Annotated in this window: 18 protein-coding genes and 1 other RNA gene; all 19 read left to right on the forward strand. The window is 51.7% G+C overall.

The window, feature by feature from the left end; genetic code table 11:
• Positions 1-2: 2 nt before the first annotated feature.
• The 19 genes from HH215_RS25510 (at position 3) to recR (ending at position 19,318) form a co-directional block, all read left to right on the forward strand.
• Positions 3-1,304 (forward strand): family 4 glycosyl hydrolase, encoded by a 1,302-nt coding sequence (locus HH215_RS25510; protein WP_169282455.1) that lies wholly within the window; start codon positions 3-5, stop codon positions 1,302-1,304.
• A 35-nt stretch (positions 1,305-1,339) separates the two neighbouring features.
• A complete protein-coding gene (locus HH215_RS25515; RefSeq protein ID WP_169282456.1) occupies positions 1,340-2,659 on the forward strand; it encodes an ABC transporter substrate-binding protein in 1,320 nt (439 codons plus the stop codon).
• Between the two features lie 78 nt (positions 2,660-2,737).
• Positions 2,738-3,643, forward strand: a complete 906-nt coding sequence (locus HH215_RS25520; RefSeq protein WP_169282457.1) for a carbohydrate ABC transporter permease — start codon at positions 2,738-2,740, stop codon at positions 3,641-3,643.
• Positions 3,640-4,482, forward strand: coding sequence for a carbohydrate ABC transporter permease (locus HH215_RS25525; protein ID WP_169282458.1), 843 nt, complete (start codon positions 3,640-3,642; stop codon positions 4,480-4,482). Before HH215_RS25520 ends, HH215_RS25525 begins: the two co-directional genes overlap by 4 nt.
• Before the next feature lie 42 nt (positions 4,483-4,524).
• Positions 4,525-5,619, forward strand: coding sequence for a Gfo/Idh/MocA family protein (locus HH215_RS25530; RefSeq protein WP_169282459.1), 1,095 nt, complete (start codon positions 4,525-4,527; stop codon positions 5,617-5,619).
• A 147-nt stretch (positions 5,620-5,766) separates the two neighbouring features.
• Positions 5,767-6,369, forward strand: coding sequence for a DNA-directed RNA polymerase subunit delta (gene rpoE / locus HH215_RS25535; protein ID WP_169282460.1), 603 nt, complete (start codon positions 5,767-5,769; stop codon positions 6,367-6,369).
• Positions 6,370-6,688: 319 nt separating this feature from the next.
• Positions 6,689-8,293 carry a CTP synthase gene (pyrG, locus tag HH215_RS25540; protein ID WP_169282461.1) on the forward strand — a complete coding sequence of 535 codons (1,605 nt, stop codon included), beginning with the start codon at positions 6,689-6,691 and terminating at the stop codon, positions 8,291-8,293.
• Positions 8,294-8,517: 224 nt separating this feature from the next.
• Positions 8,518-8,913 (forward strand): response regulator, encoded by a 396-nt coding sequence (locus tag HH215_RS25545; RefSeq protein WP_169282462.1) that lies wholly within the window; start codon positions 8,518-8,520, stop codon positions 8,911-8,913.
• A 132-nt stretch (positions 8,914-9,045) separates the two neighbouring features.
• Positions 9,046-9,900, forward strand: a complete 855-nt coding sequence (gene fba, locus HH215_RS25550) for a class II fructose-1,6-bisphosphate aldolase (RefSeq protein ID WP_169282463.1) — start codon at positions 9,046-9,048, stop codon at positions 9,898-9,900.
• A gap of 116 nt (positions 9,901-10,016) precedes the next feature.
• On the forward strand, positions 10,017-11,267 hold the full coding sequence (murA, locus tag HH215_RS25555) for a UDP-N-acetylglucosamine 1-carboxyvinyltransferase (RefSeq protein WP_169282464.1): 1,251 nt from the start codon (positions 10,017-10,019) through the stop codon (positions 11,265-11,267).
• A 52-nt stretch (positions 11,268-11,319) separates the two neighbouring features.
• Positions 11,320-12,636, forward strand: a complete 1,317-nt coding sequence (gene rho, locus HH215_RS25560; RefSeq protein ID WP_169284577.1) for a transcription termination factor Rho — start codon at positions 11,320-11,322, stop codon at positions 12,634-12,636.
• 15 nt (positions 12,637-12,651) lie between these two features.
• Complete coding sequence (locus tag HH215_RS25565) at positions 12,652-13,902, forward strand: radical SAM family protein (protein WP_169282465.1); 1,251 nt, start codon at positions 12,652-12,654, stop codon at positions 13,900-13,902.
• A gap of 138 nt (positions 13,903-14,040) precedes the next feature.
• Positions 14,041-14,238: a 50S ribosomal protein L31 gene (gene rpmE, locus HH215_RS25570; protein ID WP_120979354.1), complete on the forward strand. Its 198-nt coding sequence runs from the start codon at positions 14,041-14,043 to the stop codon at positions 14,236-14,238.
• 112 nt (positions 14,239-14,350) lie between these two features.
• On the forward strand, positions 14,351-14,755 hold the full coding sequence (locus tag HH215_RS25575) for a hypothetical protein (RefSeq protein WP_169282466.1): 405 nt from the start codon (positions 14,351-14,353) through the stop codon (positions 14,753-14,755).
• A gap of 73 nt (positions 14,756-14,828) precedes the next feature.
• An RNA gene (gene ffs / locus HH215_RS25580) (signal recognition particle sRNA large type) lies at positions 14,829-15,094 on the forward strand.
• A 198-nt stretch (positions 15,095-15,292) separates the two neighbouring features.
• Positions 15,293-16,414 carry a two-component system sensor histidine kinase NtrB gene (locus tag HH215_RS25585; protein WP_254450226.1) on the forward strand — a complete coding sequence of 374 codons (1,122 nt, stop codon included), beginning with the start codon at positions 15,293-15,295 and terminating at the stop codon, positions 16,412-16,414.
• Between the two features lie 150 nt (positions 16,415-16,564).
• Positions 16,565-18,352: a DNA polymerase III subunit gamma/tau gene (dnaX, locus tag HH215_RS25590; RefSeq protein WP_169282467.1), complete on the forward strand. Its 1,788-nt coding sequence runs from the start codon at positions 16,565-16,567 to the stop codon at positions 18,350-18,352.
• Between the two features lie 20 nt (positions 18,353-18,372).
• On the forward strand, positions 18,373-18,684 hold the full coding sequence (locus HH215_RS25595; protein WP_169282468.1) for a YbaB/EbfC family nucleoid-associated protein: 312 nt from the start codon (positions 18,373-18,375) through the stop codon (positions 18,682-18,684).
• A 34-nt stretch (positions 18,685-18,718) separates the two neighbouring features.
• Complete coding sequence (gene recR, locus HH215_RS25600; protein ID WP_169282469.1) at positions 18,719-19,318, forward strand: recombination mediator RecR; 600 nt, start codon at positions 18,719-18,721, stop codon at positions 19,316-19,318.
• Positions 19,319-19,455 lie beyond the last annotated feature (137 nt).

The following is a 19,455-nucleotide window of genomic DNA, read 5'->3' on the forward strand; positions in this document are numbered from 1 at the left end:
GAATGAAACCAGTAAAAGTCGTTATTATCGGGGCGGGAAGCGTATCCTTCGGACCGGGGTCGCTTCGGGATGCCATACAGAGCAAAGAAATGAAAGGGTCTACGTTAGTGCTGGTCGACCTAAACGAGGACAACCTGGCCCTCGTAACCCGGCTTGCGAAGCGAATGAACGAAGAAGCGGGCACGGGCCTATTGATCGAGAGTACTACGGATAGGAGGGCCGCGCTTCCCGAAGCGGATTTCGTCATTACTTCCGTAGCGATCAACCGCGACGAGCTGTGGAAGAAGGATTGGGAAATTCCGCGCAAGCACAATATCAAGCAGGTATTGGGCGAGAACGGCGGACCTGGAGGGTTGTCCCATGCCCTTCGCAATATCCCGATCATTCTGGATATTTGCAAGGATATGGAGGAGCTGTGCCCCGACGCTTATTTGATTAACTTTAGTAATCCGGAAAGCCGCATATGCATGGCGGTCAGCAAATACTCGAGCATCAAAACCGTCGGGCTATGCCATGGCGTAGCGATGGGACGCGATCGTATCGCGCAAATATTGGGGCGCCAAGGCTCGGAAATCGACGTCAAAGCGGCCGGCGTAAATCATCTCGTATGGGTAATGGACATTCGCGACAACGTTACGGGCGAAAATCTGTTTCCGATGTTCCGCGAAAGGGAAGCGGCTCTTAGCGAAGACGATCAAGGTTTATACGGCCATGATCCTCTGACGAGAGCGATGTTCCGTCACTTCGGCTTCTGGCCTTGCCCGACGGACGACCATATCGGAGAGTATTTGCCTTATGCCTGGGAGAAAGTCGGATATCACGGCTATGATTTCGCTAAGGCGAACGTCCATCGGGACGATACGTGGAAAAAAATCAAGGGCATGGCCGACGGCGCCGAACCGCTCGGGGATTTGCTCACCGTTCCGTCCGGTGAAATCGCTTTCGACATTATTCAGGCGATAGCGGGAAACCGCAATGCGTACGCGCTCGCCGTGAACGTACCTAATAATGGAAGCATTACAAATTTACCGGCGGACGCGATCGTAGAAGTGCCGGCTTTAGTTAGCGGGTATGGCATTCAAGGTCTCACGATGGGGAAACTGCCGGACGGCATCGCTTCGCTGTGCCAGAAGCAAGTGGACATCCAACGGTTAACGGTGGAAGCGGCCGTACATGGCGATCGTAAGCTGGCGTTGCAGGCGCTACTGATCGATCCCGTGGTAGACAGCTTGGAAGGAGCGGAGAAGATGCTAGACGAACTGCTCTCCGTGCATGCCCCCTATTTGCCGCGTTTCAATAAATAGCAAAGATCAGCTTTATATTACGGGGAGGGTTTGCCTTGAACATTGCTAAAAGGTATTTAACGCTGCTTGTTATTCTCGCTATTGCTGTACTCGCCGGTTGCGGCGGAGCGGGAAACTCGGACAGTAGTCCGTCCAAAGGTTCCGAAGGTAGCTCGAAGGAGAAGATCAAGCTAACGGTCACCTCGTCAATGACCGATGAGGCTCGCATGAAGCTCATGGACGAAACGATCAAAGTATTTAATAAGAAACGCCCGGACGTCGAAATCGAATTCAGCCCCAGCCCATGGTCGCAATACGCGCAAACGCTGAAATTGGCGTTTAGCAGCGATTCGGGTCAAGATGTCGTATACGTTGACGACAACATGCAGCAAATGCTCCAGAAAAACAATTATTTAATGGACATTACCGATGCCGTCAATAGCAAAGGTTGGGTCGACAAGCAGCTTCCCGGAGCGGTAGATTTCAATAATCTTCGCACGCCCGGCAAATACTACAGCGCAGGATTCATTATGGCGCCGGTCGTCGTGTACTATAACAAAAATATTTTCACCGAATTGGGAGTAACTCCGCCGAAAACGATGGATGAGTTTAACGGAATTCTGGAAAAAGCGAAAGCGGCCGGATATGTTCCGATGGAAAACGGCGGCTTGCAAAATTCTCCGCTCCTTTGGTCGATCTTTAACATGGTATTCGGGAAACTTCCTATGGACGATATCAAAAAGTTTTACTTCCAGGAGGGAGCGACTCCGGCGTTCGAACAAGCGTTCATCGATGCGCTGAAGCAAGCGAACGATTGGATCCAGAAAGGATATTTCCGTAAAGAGGATGCGTCTTTAGACGGCGCCTCGAATTCGGTCAACTATGCCGCCGGCAAAACGGCAATGGTCGTAAGCGGCGATTGGGATTTAGGAGGGTACCAAGCGACGAACGTTCCGACAGGTATTTTCGCATTCCCGCAAATCGACTCTAGCCTTCCGCAGACGATCGTGAACTCGGTCGACGGCGGATGGGCTTTGAACGCGAAGCTGTCGGAGGAAAAGAAACAAGCGGCTCTCGATTTCATCGACGTATTCATGGATCCGGAGGTCGTGAAGATGTGGGTCGAAGGCGGCTCTACGACGACGGTGAAGTTCGATAGTTCGACAGCCAGCTTATCCGATATGCAAAAAGAGTTAAATGAAGCGGTAAAAACGACGAGTATGGGCTTTTACCTCGATAACGCCGTTCCGGGTCTGCTCGACGTCATGATTAAGCAAACGCAAATGATGCAGTTCGGTCAATCGAGTCCGGAACAAGTATGGAATAACATCAATGCCGAGTATCAGAAGCTGGTCAAGGCGGCCAATGGCCAATAATAACGGAGGGAATCCGGACACCCGCCGGGCTGAAAGGCTCGGCGGGATGTCGTATCCTCCTACAGCGGGGCGATCAATATGAAATCAGAATCGACGGCGCTAAGAAGGAAGTATGCCGAGAAAAACAATCCGATAGCTTATTTATTTTTGCTTCCGGCTTTCGTCTTGATTTTTTATTTTGTTTGTTGGCCGGCTATCCAGACGTTGCAAATCAGTTTCACGAACTGGGACGGAATCAGCCCGAAGAAGTTCGTGGGGTTCAAAAACTATATCGATCTATTCACGAACGAACCGGTTTTCAGGGAAGCCATCAATAATACCGTAATGTGGGTAATCGGAGGATCGACCATCCCGGTATGGGCAGGTATCGTAATTGCCAACATTCTCGTTCGAGGCAAGATCCGCTATTCAAAGTGGTTTCAGATGGTATTTTTCATGCCGCAAGTCATTTCCGCCGTTATCGCCGCGGTCATCTGGAAATGGATTTACGATCCTTTGTTCGGGCCGCTTGCCACGATTCTCGATACGCTCGGCATAAGCCGGCCGGATGCCGGATGGCTCGGCAATCCCGATCTGGTCATGTATTCGCTGTTCGTCATTTTTTTATGGGGCAGTTTCGGTTATACGACGATGCTCTTTACCGCGGCCCTGCAAAGCGTCGACGCGCAGTTGTACGATGCATCCAAGATCGACGGGTGCGGGTCTTGGGGGCAATTCCGGCACGTGACCGTCCCCGGCCTCAATCAAACGATAACGACCGTCACCGTTCTGATGGCGATCGGTTCCTTCGGGGTGTTCGACCTCGTTATGGCAACGACCAAGGGCGGCCCGGGATACAGTTCGTACGTGATTTCCTACTATGTATACAATCAGGGCTTTATCGTTAACCGTGTAGGATTCGCGGCTGCCGCATCGATCATGCTGACGATATTTATTCTGATCGTGGCCAGAACGATTATTTACTTCAGGGAAAGGAATCAATGAACATGATGCTGCGTTCCTTGCTCCGTCGCCGATCCCTCGTCTACGTCTTGTTGGTATGCGCCGCGGTTTTGACGATTAGCCCGTTCGTTCTGGTTTTGTTTACGTCGCTCAAAACGATGGACGATATTCATCAGCGCGGACCGATGGCGCTCCCGGAAGTTTATCATTGGGAAAATTTCAAGGACATTTGGCAAGTCGGCAATTTCATCGGCTACTTCGAGAATAGCGTCATTGTAACGGTTGTCGTGGTCCTTTTCGTCGTCTTGCTGTCCTTGCTGGCGGCATATGCTTTCGCGTACTTGAGATTCGTAGGCAAAGGGCTTCTGTTTCTTGTCATTTTGCTAGGCTTGATGGTTCCGCTCGACCTCATCATCATTCCTTTGTTCCACAATCTTAAATCGATCGGGCTGTTGAACACCCGATGGGCCATTATTTTACCGCAAATCGCGCTCAGCATTCCGTTTTCGGTCTTCTTGCTGCGAGGCTTTATGAGAGATATTCCGTCAGCGCTGCTGGAATCGGCCCGAATCGATGGTTCGACCGAACTGAAAAATTTGATTTATATCATAATCCCGATGCTCTATCCGCCGCTCGTATCCGTTATCGTCTTTAATTCGCTCGGTACATGGAACAATTTCATGCTGCCGACGATACTGATCCAACAGGATGAATTGCGGACTCTTCCGGTCGGACTGAATTATTTTCAAACGAAATATACGATGGATTACACTAAGATCGCGACGGCAGCCGTTATTTCGGCTATCCCGACCCTTGTCGTATACATGATCTTTCAACGGAAAATTACGACGGGCATGATGATGGGAGCTTTGAAAGAATAGCGGCCGAGTCGCTTTATGATTCCGAGACGGGGTGCTGCAAAGATGGGGATTTGCAAGATTGGTTTGATCGGCTGCGGCAACATTAGCGCGATTTACTTGAAAAATCTAACTGCTTCCCGCGACGTGCAAGTGATCGGCTGCGCGGATATCGATTTGGATAAAGCCCGATCCCGGGCGGCGGAATTCGGAATACCGAAAGCCTGTTCGGTCGAAGAATTGTTGTCCGATCCCGACGTCGGACTGATCGTGAATTTGACGATCCCTCAATCCCATGGCGATATTTGCCTGCGCGCCTTGGAAGCGGGAAAACACGTGTACGTCGAAAAACCTCTCGCCGTTCATCCGGAAGAAGGAGCCCGGGTTCTTGCGCTCGCGGAGGCTAAGGGTCTGCGGGTCGCCTGCGCGCCGGAAACGTTCCTTGGCGGAGGGATTCAAACTTGCCGCAAGCTCATCGATGACGGGGAGATCGGTCGACCGGTCGCCGTTAACGCATTCATGATGGGGGAAGGCCCCGAGTCCTGGCATCCCGATCCTGCATTTTTCTACAAAGCCGGAGCCGGCCCGTTATTCGATATGGGGCCTTATTATTTGACGGCGATGATCTTCCTCTTAGGGGGCATTTCCCGCGTCACTTCGTCTGCGGCCACTCCGATTCCCAGCCGTCGAATTACAAGCGCGCCTAAGTCCGGGACGATGATCGAAGTAGAGACGCCCACTCATATCGCCGGCGTCCTGGACTTCGCTTCCGGCGCGGTGGCGACTTTGGTGACCAGTTTCGACATTCAGGGAGAGGCGGAACTGCCTTTCATCGAAATCTATGGAACCCAAGGGACGCTGCGGGTACCGGACCCGAACGGCTTCGGGGGAGAAGTCACTGTGAGGTACGCGGGAAAGAAAGAGTGGGAGAGCGTTCCCCTTTCTTTCCGCTACGACGAGAACGAGCGGGGTGTCGGGGTTATCGACCTCGCCCGCGCGATTGCCGAAGGCCGCCCTCACCGGGCTAGCGGGCATATGGCGCTTCATGTGCTGGAAGCGATGCAAGGGCTGCTCGATTCGTCCGCCGAGGGCAGGCACATCGTATTGTCGGAGTTTAAGGCCCGTCCCGAACCGATGCCGCAGGGCGGCTTTTCGGAATAGATTCGTATCAACACATATGCGCTGCGGCACTTCGATGAACTTCGATGCCGCAGCGCTTGCATTTTCGATTAAAATACGGTTTACTGAAGGTTGACAGATTTACGTGAAGGTTTATACCAGTTCACATAAAGAGAGGATGGAAGTCACGTGAGCGCCGACTACGTGCTAAAACTCGACTCCGAGAAAATTCGCGAGATGCCTATGGTTGACCTGGCATATGAATTGCTGAAGACAGCAAACACCCCTTTTTATTATCGCGATCTAATGATGGAAATCGCTAAGATGCGCGGACTTACAGAGGGCCAAGTGACGGACGTCATCGCTCAGCTGTATACGGAGATCAACATCGATGGACGCTTTGCTTGCGTAGGCGGCAACGTCTGGGGACTTAAGCGTTGGTATCCGGTCGAACGTTCCGATGATCCGATGAACGGCGGAGCGAAACGTCCTCGCATCATTAACGATGACGACGACGAGGACGATGACGACTTGTACGGCGAAGAAGAGGACAACGCGTCCGCGGATGACGAGACTTACGATCTCTTCGACGAAGAGCGCGAAGAAGTCTTCGAAGAAGGCGAAGAAGCGGCCGAAGCCGACGAAGAGGTTCTCATCGAAGAAGATGACGACGCTGAAATCGCGGAAGACCTCGATGCCAAGGACGACGACGATGAGGACGATTTCGACGACGAAGATGACGAAGACTTGGCCGATGACGAGGACGAAGACGAGGACGAAGACGATAAATAAGGCGTTGCCGTTTATGCTTGACGATTCAGAATGGATGTCATTTCGCTATCCATTTCCGAACCGACTCCGACATAAACGTTCCCCGCAATCTCTAATGGTTGCGGGATTCGTTTATGCTTGACACCGCCGATTCGAGACGTTAAACTTATGCTTGGGCTTTAGAAGTGAGTGTTTCCATAGCATAGGAATTTAAAAAGTGCCCCCATTTATTGGGTGACACTTTTTTCTTTTTGTCCCCTGTTTCGTAAGGGGTAAAGCGTAAAAATGGTAACGATAATGAAGATGCCTGAAGGGCATGTGGTGGGAGGTTTCGTACAGAGTGACCAAATACATTTTCGTAACGGGCGGCGTCGTGTCATCGCTCGGTAAAGGCATTACCGCCGCTTCGTTGGGCAGGTTGCTTAAGAATCGCGGACTTAAGGTGACTATTCAGAAATTCGATCCGTATATCAACGTCGATCCGGGGACGATGAGCCCTTATCAGCACGGGGAAGTATTCGTAACCGACGATGGAGCGGAAACGGATTTGGATTTAGGGCATTACGAACGGTTTATCGACATTAACCTGTCGAAGAACAGCAACGTGACGACGGGCAAAATCTATTCTACCGTCATTAGCAAAGAACGCCGCGGAGAGTATCTCGGCGGTACGGTGCAGGTTATCCCGCACATTACGAACGAGATTAAAGACAGAGTGTTCCGCGCGGGCAAGGAAGCCGGATCGGACGTCGTGATCACTGAAATCGGCGGTACGGTCGGCGATATCGAAAGCTTGCCGTTCTTGGAAGCGATTCGTCAGATCAAGAGCGATATCGGCCGCGACAACGTGATGTACATCCATGTTACGCTCATTCCTTACATTAAAGCTGCCGGCGAAGTGAAAACGAAACCGACTCAACATAGCGTTAAGGAACTGCGCAGCATCGGGATTCAGCCGAATATGATCGTTTGCCGTACGGAATATCCTTTGGCTGACGATTTGAAGCGCAAGATCGCGTTATTCTGCGATATCGATGCGAATGCGGTCATTGAATGCCGCGATGCGTCGACATTATATGAAGTCCCTCTTAACCTTCGCGAACAAGGTCTCGACGATTACGTCGTCAAGCATTTGAACCTGACCGTCGGAGCGCCTGACATGACGGAATGGGAAGCTCTCGTCAACCGCGTGAAGTCGCTTAAGAAGACGACCGAAATCGCCATTGTCGGTAAATACGTCGCTCTGCACGACGCTTACCTAAGTATCGTTGAATCGCTTGCGCATGCGGGAATCGATGCGGATGCCGAAGTCAACATTCGTTGGGTTAACGCCGAAGAAATTACGCCAAGCAACGTGGACGAGCTTCTGGGCGGCGTCCAGGGCATTCTCGTTCCCGGAGGATTCGGCGACCGGGGAATCGAAGGCAAGATCACCGCGATCCGTTACGCCCGCGAGAGCGGAACGCCTTTCTTCGGCATTTGCTTAGGGATGCAGGTTGCCGTTGTCGAATATGCCCGCAGCATGGCTGGTTTAGACGGCGCGAACAGCTCGGAGATTCACCCTGCGACTTCGTATCCGGTTATCGATTTGTTGCCGGAGCAGAAGGATATCGAAGATCTCGGCGGAACGATGCGTCTGGGGCTGTATCCTTGTAAACTGGTTCCGGGAAGCTTGGCCGCCCAATGTTACGGAGACGAGCTTGTATACGAACGTCATCGCCACCGGTACGAGTTCAACAATGAGTATCGCGAGCGGATCGAATCGGCCGGCTTGCGTATTTCCGGTACTTCTCCGGATGGACGATTAGTGGAGATGATCGAGCTTCCGGATCACCCGTGGTTCTTGGCGGTACAATTCCACCCGGAATTTACCTCCCGTCCGAATCGTCCGCAGCCTTTGTTCCGCGAATTCGTTAAGGCGGCGCTTCGCCGTTCCGAAGCGTAATTCGTTAAGCCGGGTTACTCATATCTACCAAAAGATCGAATCAAACCGTCGTAGCTTCTTGCCGCGACGGTTTTTGCTTTTCGCCTGAATATCCGCAAGGGGATGGGTTTTCGAGGGTAAACTTATAAAATTAAAGCTGCTTACATAATTTTTACATGGAAGGAGGAGGAATTTGCGCTTCTGGTCACGAATAAGGCTAGAATAGTGATCGGGGGGATGAGCTCTTGGATAAGAAGAGACTGTTGATTGTTGATGATCAAGTCGGTATCCGTATTTTATTACTCGAAGTTTTTGCCACCGAAGGCTACGATACCTTTCAAGCGGCGAACGGAAGAACGGCTTTGGAAATCGTAAGGAACCATCGTCCCGACCTAGTGTTGCTAGATATGAAAATTCCCGGCATGGACGGCTTGGAGATTCTCAAGCAGATCAAAGAGTACGACCGTGGGATTAAAGTGATTATGATGACCGCATACGGCGAGTTGGATATGATTAAAGAAGCAACCGATTTGGGAGCTTTGATGCATTTTACGAAACCGTTCGACATCGACGAGATGAGACTGGCCGTCAATATGCAGATGGGCGAAGGCTCGTCGTCCAGATCCGCAACCGGTTCTTAGCAGCGGCTCCATTAATAGGAGAGAGTTGGAAACATCCGTTCGGTTTACTTCGTAAAGTCATTTTGTGTTATAATAACGCAGTATGTACGATACGTGAGAAATCGAATGAAAACGCAGGAGGAATTGTACACTATGCCATTAGTATCGATGTCCGAATTTTTACCGCAAGCCAAAGCAGGCAAATATGCAGTCGGTCAGTTTAATATGAACAACCTGGAGTTCGCTCAAGCGATCACGGATGCGGCGATCGAAGAAAACTCGCCGTTCATTTTCGGTGTCAGCGAAGGCGCTCTTAAGTACATGGGGATGGAATATACGGTTGCGATCGCTAAAGCGGCTGCCGAGAAATCCGGCCTTCCAATCGCCTTGCACTTAGATCACGGCAGCAATTTCGATATTGCGATGAAATGTATCCGCGCGGGCTTCTCTTCCGTTATGTTCGACGGTTCGCATCACTCTTTCGAAGATAACATCCGTTTGACCAAAGAAGTCGTTAAAGCCGCTCATGCGATGGGCGTATCCGTTGAAGGTGAGCTCGGAACAATCGGCGGCGTCGAAGACGATCTGAGCGTAGACGAAGCGGACGCATCGCTCGCTAAGCCTGAAGAAGCGATCCGTTTCTATGAAGAAACCGGCGTAGATTGCTTGGCTATCGCGGTAGGTACGGCTCATGGAATGTACAAAGGCGAAGTGAAAATTCACTTCGATATTATTAAAGAAGTCGTTTCGAAAATTCCGGTACCTATCGTTCTTCACGGTGGCTCCGGCGTTCCCGACGATATGATCCGCGAAGCGATTCTTGCCGGAGCGGGCAAAATCAACGTTAACACCGAGAACCAAGTCGCGTGCACGGCTGCAATTCGCCAAGTTCTTGGCAAAGATGCCGACGTCATCGATCCTCGTAAATACTTGACGCCTGCTCGCAATGCGATGAAGGCTGTCGTTCAAGAGAAAATCCGTCTGTTCGGAAGCAGCAACAAAGCGTAAGCTGATTACAAATTTATTATCGAATGATACGCGGGAAAACGTCTTAAGGCGTTTTCCCGTTCCTTCATGTGTCGGTGAATTCCTCCGACAACAACACGAGGAGGAAGACAGCATTCATGGAAAAATTGATGGTCCGGGGAGGCCGACCGCTTAGAGGTACGGTCGGTATCAGCGGCGCAAAGAATAGCGCGGTCGCTCTTATTCCCGCAGCGATACTGGCAGAATCGGAAGTACGGCTGGACAACCTGCCTCAACTAAGCGATGTGGCCGTATATGCGGAATTGTTAGAAGAGCTTGGAGGCAAAGTATCTTGGCAGGATGACACGATGTCTATCGATCCTTCCGCTATGAGATCCGTTCCGATGCCTAATGGAAGAGTTAAGTTGCTCAGAGCTTCTTATTATTTAATGGGGGCTTTGTTAGGGAGATTCGGCGAGGCGACGATCGGGTTACCCGGAGGCTGCAATTTCGAGCCGCGTCCCATCGACCAACATATTAAAGGCTTTGAAGCGTTGGGTGCCGAAGTCACCAATGATCATGGATCCATTCGGATCAGAGCTAAAGAATTAAGAGGCGCCAAAATTTATTTGGACGTCGTTAGCGTTGGAGCCACGATTAACATTATGTTGGCGGCTTCGAGAGCCAAAGGATTGACATTGATCGAGAATGCGGCGAAAGAACCCGAAATCATTGACGTGGCCACGTTGCTGAATGCAATGGGAGCCAAGATCAAGGGTGCCGGTACGGAGACGATCCGCATCGAAGGCGTTCAGGAAATGCACGGATGCCGTCATTCTATCATTCCCGATCGCATACAAGCAGGAACATACATGATAGCCGCTGCGGCGACCCGTGGCGATGTCCTTATCGATAATATTATTCCTAAACATTTGGAAGCCATGACCGCGAAATTGCAGGAAATGGGCGTACACGTCTACGAGATGGACGAAGCCATCCGCGTAGTAGGACAATCCCTCTACGAGGCGGTCGACGTGAAGGCGCTCGTCTATCCGGGCTTTGCTACGGATCTTCAATCCCCGATGACAAGCCTGCTTACGCAAGCTCGCGGGGTGAGCGTACTGTCGGATTACGTGTACAACAATCGTTTTAAGCATGTCCCGGAACTAGCGCGAATGGGTGCGCAAATTCGGGTGGAAGGCCGTTCCGCCATTATCGAAGGCGGACCTCTTAATGCCGCTAAAGTACGAGCTGCCGATCTGCGGGCAGGGGCGGCGCTTGTCGTTGCCGCGCTTACCGTTGAAGAGGGCACGACCGAAATTAGCGGAGTTGAATATATTGACCGTGGTTACGAGAAGTTAGTTACGCAGCTTAGCAATTTAGGCGCGGAAGTTTGGCGGCAAGGGTAACGAACGAGCAGTCGATTTCTGAATAAAAGTGGGGATTCTATTGACGGATTTAATGATGGCCGATTTGGAAGGGCTGAAGTTGACCGAGCTCTATAAGCTCGCGAAACAGCACCAAATCAATAATTACGCCCAGATGAAGAAGAAGGAACTGATTATCGCGATTTTGCGGGCACAAGCGGAGCGTAGCGGTTTGATGTTCATGGAAGGCGTGCTCGAGGTTTTACCTGAAGGGTTCGGGTTTCTACGGCCGATCAACTACCTTCCGAGTCCCGAAGATATTTATATTTCGGCTTCGCAAATCCGCAAGTTCGATTTGCGGACGGGGGATCTTGTCTCCGGTAAATGCCGGGCGCCGAAAGAAAGCGAACGATATTTCGGATTGCTGCAAGTTAATGCCGTGAACGGCGTCACTCCCGAAACCGCTGCAGAACGTCTGCATTTTCCTGCACTTACCCCGCTGTATCCGCAGAAGAAGATCAAGCTCGAAACGTCTCCCACCCATCTATCCACTCGCATTATGGATCTTGTAGCTCCCGTCGGATTAGGACAACGTGGACTGATCGTTGCGCAGCCTAAAGCAGGTAAAACGCTACTGCTTAAAGAGATTGCGAATAGCATATCGATCAATCACCCCGAAATCGATTTATTCGTGCTTCTGATCGACGAGCGTCCGGAAGAAGTGACGGATATGCAGCGTTCGGTCAAGGGCGAGGTTATCGCGTCTACTTTCGATGAGGTGCCCGAGAATCATATCAAGGTCGCGGAGCTGGTGTTGGAACGGGCATTGCGGCTTGTCGAGCACAAGCGGGACGTCGTGATTCTGCTAGACAGCATCACAAGGCTTGCGAGGGCATATAACTTAGTCGTTCCACCGTCCGGACGTACGTTATCCGGGGGTATCGATCCGGCGGCGTTCCATCGTCCGAAGCGGTTTTTCGGTTCGGCGCGTAACATCGAGGAAGGCGGAAGCCTGACGATACTGGCCACCGCGCTCGTGGAAACGGGTTCGCGTATGGACGATATTATTTATGAAGAGTTTAAAGGGACGGGGAACATGGAGCTGCATCTCGATCGCAAGCTTTCGGAACGTCGCATATTCCCTGCTTTGGATATTAGAAGGTCCGGCACGAGACGGGAAGAATTACTGCTCGACAAGGAAGCGCTCGACAAGCTGTGGGCGATTCGCAAGAGCATGAACGATTCCATGGAGTTCGTGGAAGGCTTCCTCAAGAAGCTTGCCAATACGAAGACAAACCAAGAATTTCTGGATTCTCTGGATACGAGCGGGGGGCCGAGCGCGCCTAGCCCGTCATCGTCGGGATCCGGTGGAGGACGCCGCCCGACGAGGAGCAGCCCCTCCAGAGTGTAGAGGAGGGCGCAGCCCATGCATCTAGTTTACGCAGACGAACAAGGCAACGTATTTGACCACCCTGAACTATATGGCATCGCCCGTAGCGGCAACGATCTCGTCGAGCTTCTGGAAGACGAGCTCATTCCGCTGCCTGCGGGGGCCACGTTAGTAGGGCTTCCCCATACCCGCCCGGTCGGCATGGATCCGGCCAGCGGGAAGATGCAATTGCTACCCGGTGCTTATCAAGCCGTCGGGGCTCTATTGCCGCAAGGCTTCACCCGGTATTATGTCCCGGGCTACTCCAAGACGGACAAGACGCAGAAGTTTCCTCTCTTCGGCTATACGGCCGTCGTATGGAAGGACGGCGGTTTCTACGTAGCCGCCGGACAGAGCGACGATCCGGAGCCTTGGAATCCCGAGAATTGCGATCGCGACGAGTTGAAGATCGAGGTCGACCGACTGCTCTCCGCCTACCCGGACAACAAGCTGTACAAGCATCTGTCTCATTGCGCATTGGAATACGAATGCCTAACGGCATCTAATACGTTCCTGCAGCGTCTGGAAGGCGCGGTTCCGGTGTCCTTCTCTTGCAACGCGGGGTGTTACGGCTGCATCTCGGAACAACCCGACGATAGCGGATTCGTCGCTCCGCAAACTCGTTTGAAGTTCAAGCCGGAGATCGATGAAGTCGTGGATATTATGCTCGAGCATCTGCGTGAGCCGCACTCCATCATTAGCTTCGGGCAAGGTTGCGAAGGTGAGCCTTCAACGCAGGCGAAGACGATTATCGAGGCGATCAAACGCGTTCGCGAGAAGACTTCTCTCGGTTACATTAACATCAATACGAACGCGGGCTTATCCGACCATATGAGGGCGATCACCGATGCAGGGCTCGACCTTATGCGGGTCAGCACGATTAGCGCGATCGACGAACATTACAACGCGTACTACAAACCGCGCGGTTATACGCTGAAGAACGTAGAGAAGTCCTTGAAGTACGCAACGGACAAAGGCGTGTATACGTCCATCAATTACTTGATTTTCCCGGGAGTCACCGACCGCGAGGAAGAGATCGAAGCGATGATCGGATTCGCCCGTCGGACCGGATTGAAATTGATCCAAATGCGCAACCTGAATATCGACCCGGACGCGTATTTATCCCTCATTCCTCCCGCTCAAGGCGAGATTTACGGGATGAAGGCTCTGCTCGAGATCTACAAGCAGGAACTGCCGGATGTCGTGATTGGGTCTTATACTCACGTTCCTCCGGTCGTGCAGCTCTAAACGGCGCATTATGGCGACAAGGAAAATTGTGCTTGAAGCCGACTGTTGTCATGACGGGGGACAACGTGCTATAATCCCATCATGTGTCTATTACTCTGGATCCGCATGTTGATCCAGGGCAGAAAGAAGGTGAACCCTTTGAAACCATCCATTCATCCGCAATACAATGTGATTACGGCATCTTGCGCATGCGGAAACACTTTCGAAACAGGTTCGATCAAATCGAATCTTAAAGTAGAGATCTGTTCGGCGTGCCACCCGTTCTACACAGGTAAACAGAAGTTTATCGATGCAGGCGGTCGCGTAGACAAATTCAAGAAGAAATACGGTATTTAATTATGCAACCGATAGCCAATGTCGTTCGGCATGCTCGGTTGTCATAAAAAATTTTCCGTATAGAGATAAGCCTCCTTTGAAATCCTACGGGATAACAAGGGAGGTTTTTTTCATGCAAACGCAACGGAAAACGATGAAATGGATGGTAGTTACGGTATGCGCATTGCTGATTTTATCCGGGTGCGGAAACAATGCCAAAACGAATTCGAACGGGATGAAGGCTAAGAGCTACGCCAACGATGGCTACTTAGGCAGGGCAAACAGCAATCCGAGTCTTCCCGGTCACCATATCGTGACCAATTACGATCGCGATAATCGCTCGATGAGGGACGCTATCCGCAAAGTGCCTGGCGTTGCCGACTCGAATATTACATTTACCGGTGCAGACGCATACGTAACCATTAAGCTTGCCCCCGGTCTTAAAGCGCGTGAAATTCCCACCGTCGAACAGCAGGCGGCTACGGTTCTGAGGTTTAATTATCCTAGGTATACCATACATGTCAAATCAATGAAGTAATATTAAAAGTAAATGCGAGGGAACTGTTTCCTTTGGTTGCACTTCCCGCTTCAATTCGCTATACTTAGTTTTGCCGTGCTAGACGGGGAGGTAGCGGTGCCCTGTAACTCGCAATCCGCTCCAGCGAGGTTGAATTCCTGTTTTAGGTTTTGTGATGCAGGTTCCGGTAGGTTTCGTGCCGTGTTGACGGCAGGGTCCTCCGCGAGGGACGGCCATGAACCCGGTCAGGTCCGGAAGGAAGCAGCCATAAGTGGTTTAGTTCTTGTGTTGGAGGGTAGCTCGGCCTGAGCGACTCACTCTTATTCGGCTGGATCACAATTATCGAAATCAGGTGCACGGTTCTAACTCTAATCGCATATGAAATTCCAATTAAGAAGCGCTTCGGCCCGTTAGGGTGCCGCGGCGCTTCTTTTGTTGCGTCCTTGCAGTCCATTCCGTCAGAAAATACTTCTTCTGGCGTAGGTCCGAAGGAGGGAAATTATAAAATATACCGAATATTTACAATTGGGCTGGCTCGTTGACCGGAGGTGAATACAAATGATGGACGAACCGGCAATGCTTGCGGAAGACGATTCCGCTGCTTCGAATCAATTGAAGCGAGAACGCTTCTTTCAGAAGTTTGCGCAACGTTTTCTGAACTTCGAGGGCATTGGCGTTCTTCTTCTGGATCGGGAATTTCGCGTTGTGGAGATCAGTGAGATGATTTGCACCCTGTTCGGGTGTAATCGCGACGACATCATAGATAAAACCATCGAGGAGTGTTTTGAAATGCTTCCGTTACACCCCAGGCCGTTCGATCGGAGCTTGCTTGAAGGGGAAGTGTTTCGCAATCGTGAATTAAATTGGAAGCGGGACAAGATTAGCTTTAAGCTCATGTTGGACGGGGAAGTACTTCAAGATAACGGGGCGGTGACTGGAGCCTTTATTCTCTTCAGGGACGTATCCCATCTTTTGGCGCTTGAAGAGCAGATCAGGCGCTCGGATCGGCTGAAGACGATCGGTCAGATTGCGGCGGGTACGGCGCATGAAATCCGTAATCCGTTAACGGCGATCAAAGGGTTCATGCAACTGCTGAACAAAACCCTTTTGGAGCGAAGCATGAGCAAGGAACAGGAGTTCGTCGGCATCGTGTTGTCTGAGATAGATAGAGTCAACGAGCTCGTCAGCGAATTTCTTTTACTTAGCAAGCCGAAGGAAATCAAGCAGGTACCGATGAGGATAGGGAGGGTGTTGCAAGAAATTCTTCCAATGATCCGAAACGAAGCGCTTCTTCACAAGGTGACCGTTCTTTACTATCCGAAACCGGAGCTTCCTCCAATCTTGGCGGATAAGGAACTATTGAAGCAAGTATTCCTGAATTTGGGGAAAAATGCGATTGAGGCTATGGACGGGGGAGGGACATTAATAATTCGCGAGTGCATTTATCCCCATGAATCCGACAAAATCGCCGTGGAAATATCGGATACAGGACCTGGGATCGCCGCAGACGTTCTCGAGAAGGTGTTTGATCCGTTCTTCACGACGAAACCTCAGGGGACGGGGCTGGGGCTGTCCGTTTGCCAGAGAATCGTTCATGATTTGGGGGGCAGGATCGAGGTCGTTTCCGATGAAGCGGGAAGTCAATTCACCGTATGGATGCCTTATGCCGCGGGTCAGTAAGTTTAGCGGGTTCAAAAAGTCACCTGTTTACTCCGTGATCAAAGGATGACTTTTTGAACTGCTTCTTAAGGAAAAAGTTGTAGGCGGTGGAGCGCGATCTTCCGATGATGTATAATGGGTGAAACGGCAAGCTGACGGGAGCGACAAGCAATGGCACACCTTGCTTTGTACCGGGCCTGGCGTCCCCAGACGTTCAAGGACATGGTCGGGCAGCAACATATCGTACAGACCCTGCAGAACGCAATTCGCGAGAATCGCCTATCCCACGCGTATTTGTTCAGCGGTCCGAGAGGAACCGGGAAAACAAGCGCGGCGAAAATATTGGCGAAAGCCGTTAACTGCGAGCACGGCCCTGCACCCGAGCCTTGTAATGAATGCTCGCAGTGCGAGCGGATTACAAGCGGCTCCGTAATGGACGTGGTCGAGATCGATGCGGCATCCAACCGCGGGGTTGAGGAGATTCGCGATATTCGCGACAAAGTAAAATATTCGCCGACGGAAGTGCGGCGTAAAGTGTATATTATCGATGAAGTGCACATGCTGACAACAGAAGCGTTTAATGCTTTGCTGAAGACGTTGGAGGAACCGCCCGGGCATGTCATGTTCATATTGGCGACGACCGAGCCTCATAAGCTTCCCCCCACGATCATCTCGCGGTGTCAGCGTTTTGATTTTCGCCGTGTTTCCTTAGAGGAACAAGCGGGTCGCCTTCGAGAGATTTGCACGGAAGAGCGGATCACCGCTGAAGACGAGGCTCTGAGATATATCGCGAGGTTATCCGATGGCGGGATGCGCGACGCGTTAAGTCTGCTGGATCAGATTTCGTCGTTCACGGGCGGTCAAGTTAGCCTGGAGCATGCGGTCGAAGCGACCGGGGGGCTGCCTTCGGAGCAATTCGCGAGACTTGCGATCGCCATTCGGGAGAACGACGCGACTAAAGTTTTGCTTGAAATCGACGAGATGATGAGATCGGGTAAGAGCGCCGACAAATGTTTGGAGCAACTGATGCACTACTTCAGAGATTTGTTGCTTGCGCAGTTGGCGCCGGATGCGGGAGACTCCTCCGGGCGCATAGCCAATCCGACCGAGCTTAAAGAAATGTCGGGCGGATTTTCTCGAGAGCGGTTATTTGCTATCATTGATTTGTTAAACCGCTATCAGAGCGAAATGAAATATGCGGCTCACCCGCAAACGATGTTCGAGATTGCTCTGCTAAAGCTTTGCTCGGAAGATCGGGGCGTATCGTTCGCGGCCGAATCGGCATCTAATGCGAATAAGGGTTCAGCGGAAGCGGGAGTCGGCCGAGGAGAGTTGGCGCAACTGAAGCAGCAAGTCGCCGCTTTGGAGAAGAAGCTGGGAGCATTAGCAAGCAGCGGTTTAGCGGCCTCTCCGACGGGGACTTCTCCGTCAGGCGGCGGCAACGCTAATTCCCGAGGAGGCTCGGGCGGCGGATCGGCGCCAAGTTCGCCTAGACCTTCCGCCGTTCCTCGCGCCAAGCTGAATGCGTTCGTGGAAGCCCGGGAGTCGGCGGGGCAATCCTTGGCTAAGTGGCCGCAAATTCTCCAGAGAGTCAAGGAGGAGCGGGTGACCGTTCATGCTTGGCTGGTCGATGGGGAACCCGTCTCTTTCGAAGGAGACGCGTTCTTGGTCGCATTCCGAAACACGATTCACCGCGAAACGACGGAGAGGCCCGCTAACAGGGGCGTCATCGAAGGGGTTCTAAGCTCTATTCTCGGCAGTCCGACTCAGCTGGTTACCGTTATGCAGAAGGAATGGCAGGATGCCGTAGCCGAAAGCACGGGCAAGCCGAAGGGATCCGAATTGGGCGAGGAGTTGCTTCTCGTTCCCGAGGATGAAGCCGGGGCAAAGAATGAACCTTGGGTTGACGAGGCCGTTCGTTTGTTCGGGGAGCAGTTAGTAACGATTAAAGACGATTAGGATAAAGGGAGGCAATAACAATGAACAACATGAATCAAATGATGAAGCAAGTTAAGAAGATGCAGGAGCAAATGATGAAGGCGCAAGAAGAATTGGGAACCAAGACGATCGAAGGAACGGCGGGCGGCGGCGTAGTCACGGTTTCCGTGAACGGCCACAAAAAATTGCTCGACATTAAGATCAAGCCGGAAGCGGTTGATCCGGAAGACGTCGAAATGCTGCAAGATCTCGTTCTGACTGCGGTTAACGACGCTTTAACGAAAGCCGACGAGTTGGCGAACCAAGATATGGGCAAGTATACCGGAGGCATGAAAATCCCCGGATTGTTCTAATCCGAGAAACGATGATTAGAGGAGACGGGAGCCTTTGTTTTATCCAGAACCGATTGCCAAGCTGATCGACTCCTTCTCCCGCCTTCCCGGCATTGGGCCTAAGACGGCTGCCAGATTGGCCTTTTACGTCTTGCGAATGAAGGAAGAAGACGTGATTGATTTCGCCAAGGCGCTCGTGAACGTCAAGCGTAACTTGACCTATTGTTCCGTATGCTGCAACATCACCGATACCGACCCTTGCCGGATTTGTTCCGATAAGTCGAGGGACGTATCCGTGATTTGCGTAGTTCAAGAGCCGAAGGATCTCGTCGCGATGGAGAGAACCCGCGAATTCCACGGGCATTACCACGTGTTGAACGGCGCGATCTCCCCGATGGACGGCTTGGGACCGGATGACATCCGAATCGCCGAACTGGTGCGGCGTCTCGGCGACGATACGGTTCAAGAGCTGATTCTGGCTACTAATCCGAATATTGAAGGCGAAGCTACGGCGATGTATCTGTCGCGATTGGTAAAGCCTTTTGGCATTAAGGTGACCCGTATCGCCCACGGATTGCCGGTCGGCGGAGACTTGGAATACGCGGACGAAGTGACGATCTCCAAGGCATTGGAAGGTCGCAGGGAGTTATACTAGCATTTTTGAAGCTTTTATCGATTATCGGACGCCTTCGGGCGTCTTTTTCGTTATCCATGCTCAATTCCCGTTTATGTCTAGCTTTTTATTCGTTGGCAGTTCTAATAGATTCGATGCGGGTATAGACATAGTAAAGG

The organism is Cohnella herbarum (assembly GCF_012849095.1).
GTDB lineage: Bacteria > Bacillota > Bacilli > Paenibacillales > Paenibacillaceae > Cohnella > Cohnella herbarum.

Bases quoted from the DNA above. Each gene is read 5' to 3' on its own strand.
- HH215_RS25510 (WP_169282455.1), top strand. From the start codon at position 3: ATGAAACCAGTAAAAGTCGTTATTATCGGGGCGGGAAGCGTATCCTTC.
- HH215_RS25520 (WP_169282457.1), top strand. From the start codon at position 2,738: ATGAAATCAGAATCGACGGCGCTAAGAAGGAAGTATGCCGAGAAAAAC.
- HH215_RS25525 (WP_169282458.1), top strand. From the start codon at position 3,640: ATGAACATGATGCTGCGTTCCTTGCTCCGTCGCCGATCCCTCGTCTAC.
- HH215_RS25530 (WP_169282459.1), top strand. From the start codon at position 4,525: ATGGGGATTTGCAAGATTGGTTTGATCGGCTGCGGCAACATTAGCGCG.
- fba (WP_169282463.1), top strand. From the start codon at position 9,046: ATGCCATTAGTATCGATGTCCGAATTTTTACCGCAAGCCAAAGCAGGC.
- murA (WP_169282464.1), top strand. From the start codon at position 10,017: ATGGAAAAATTGATGGTCCGGGGAGGCCGACCGCTTAGAGGTACGGTC.
- rho (WP_169284577.1), top strand. From the start codon at position 11,320: ATGATGGCCGATTTGGAAGGGCTGAAGTTGACCGAGCTCTATAAGCTC.
- HH215_RS25565 (WP_169282465.1), top strand. From the start codon at position 12,652: ATGCATCTAGTTTACGCAGACGAACAAGGCAACGTATTTGACCACCCT.
- HH215_RS25575 (WP_169282466.1), top strand. From the start codon at position 14,351: ATGCAAACGCAACGGAAAACGATGAAATGGATGGTAGTTACGGTATGC.
- HH215_RS25585 (WP_254450226.1), top strand. From the start codon at position 15,293: ATGATGGACGAACCGGCAATGCTTGCGGAAGACGATTCCGCTGCTTCG.
- dnaX (WP_169282467.1), top strand. From the start codon at position 16,565: ATGGCACACCTTGCTTTGTACCGGGCCTGGCGTCCCCAGACGTTCAAG.
- HH215_RS25595 (WP_169282468.1), top strand. From the start codon at position 18,373: ATGAACAACATGAATCAAATGATGAAGCAAGTTAAGAAGATGCAGGAG.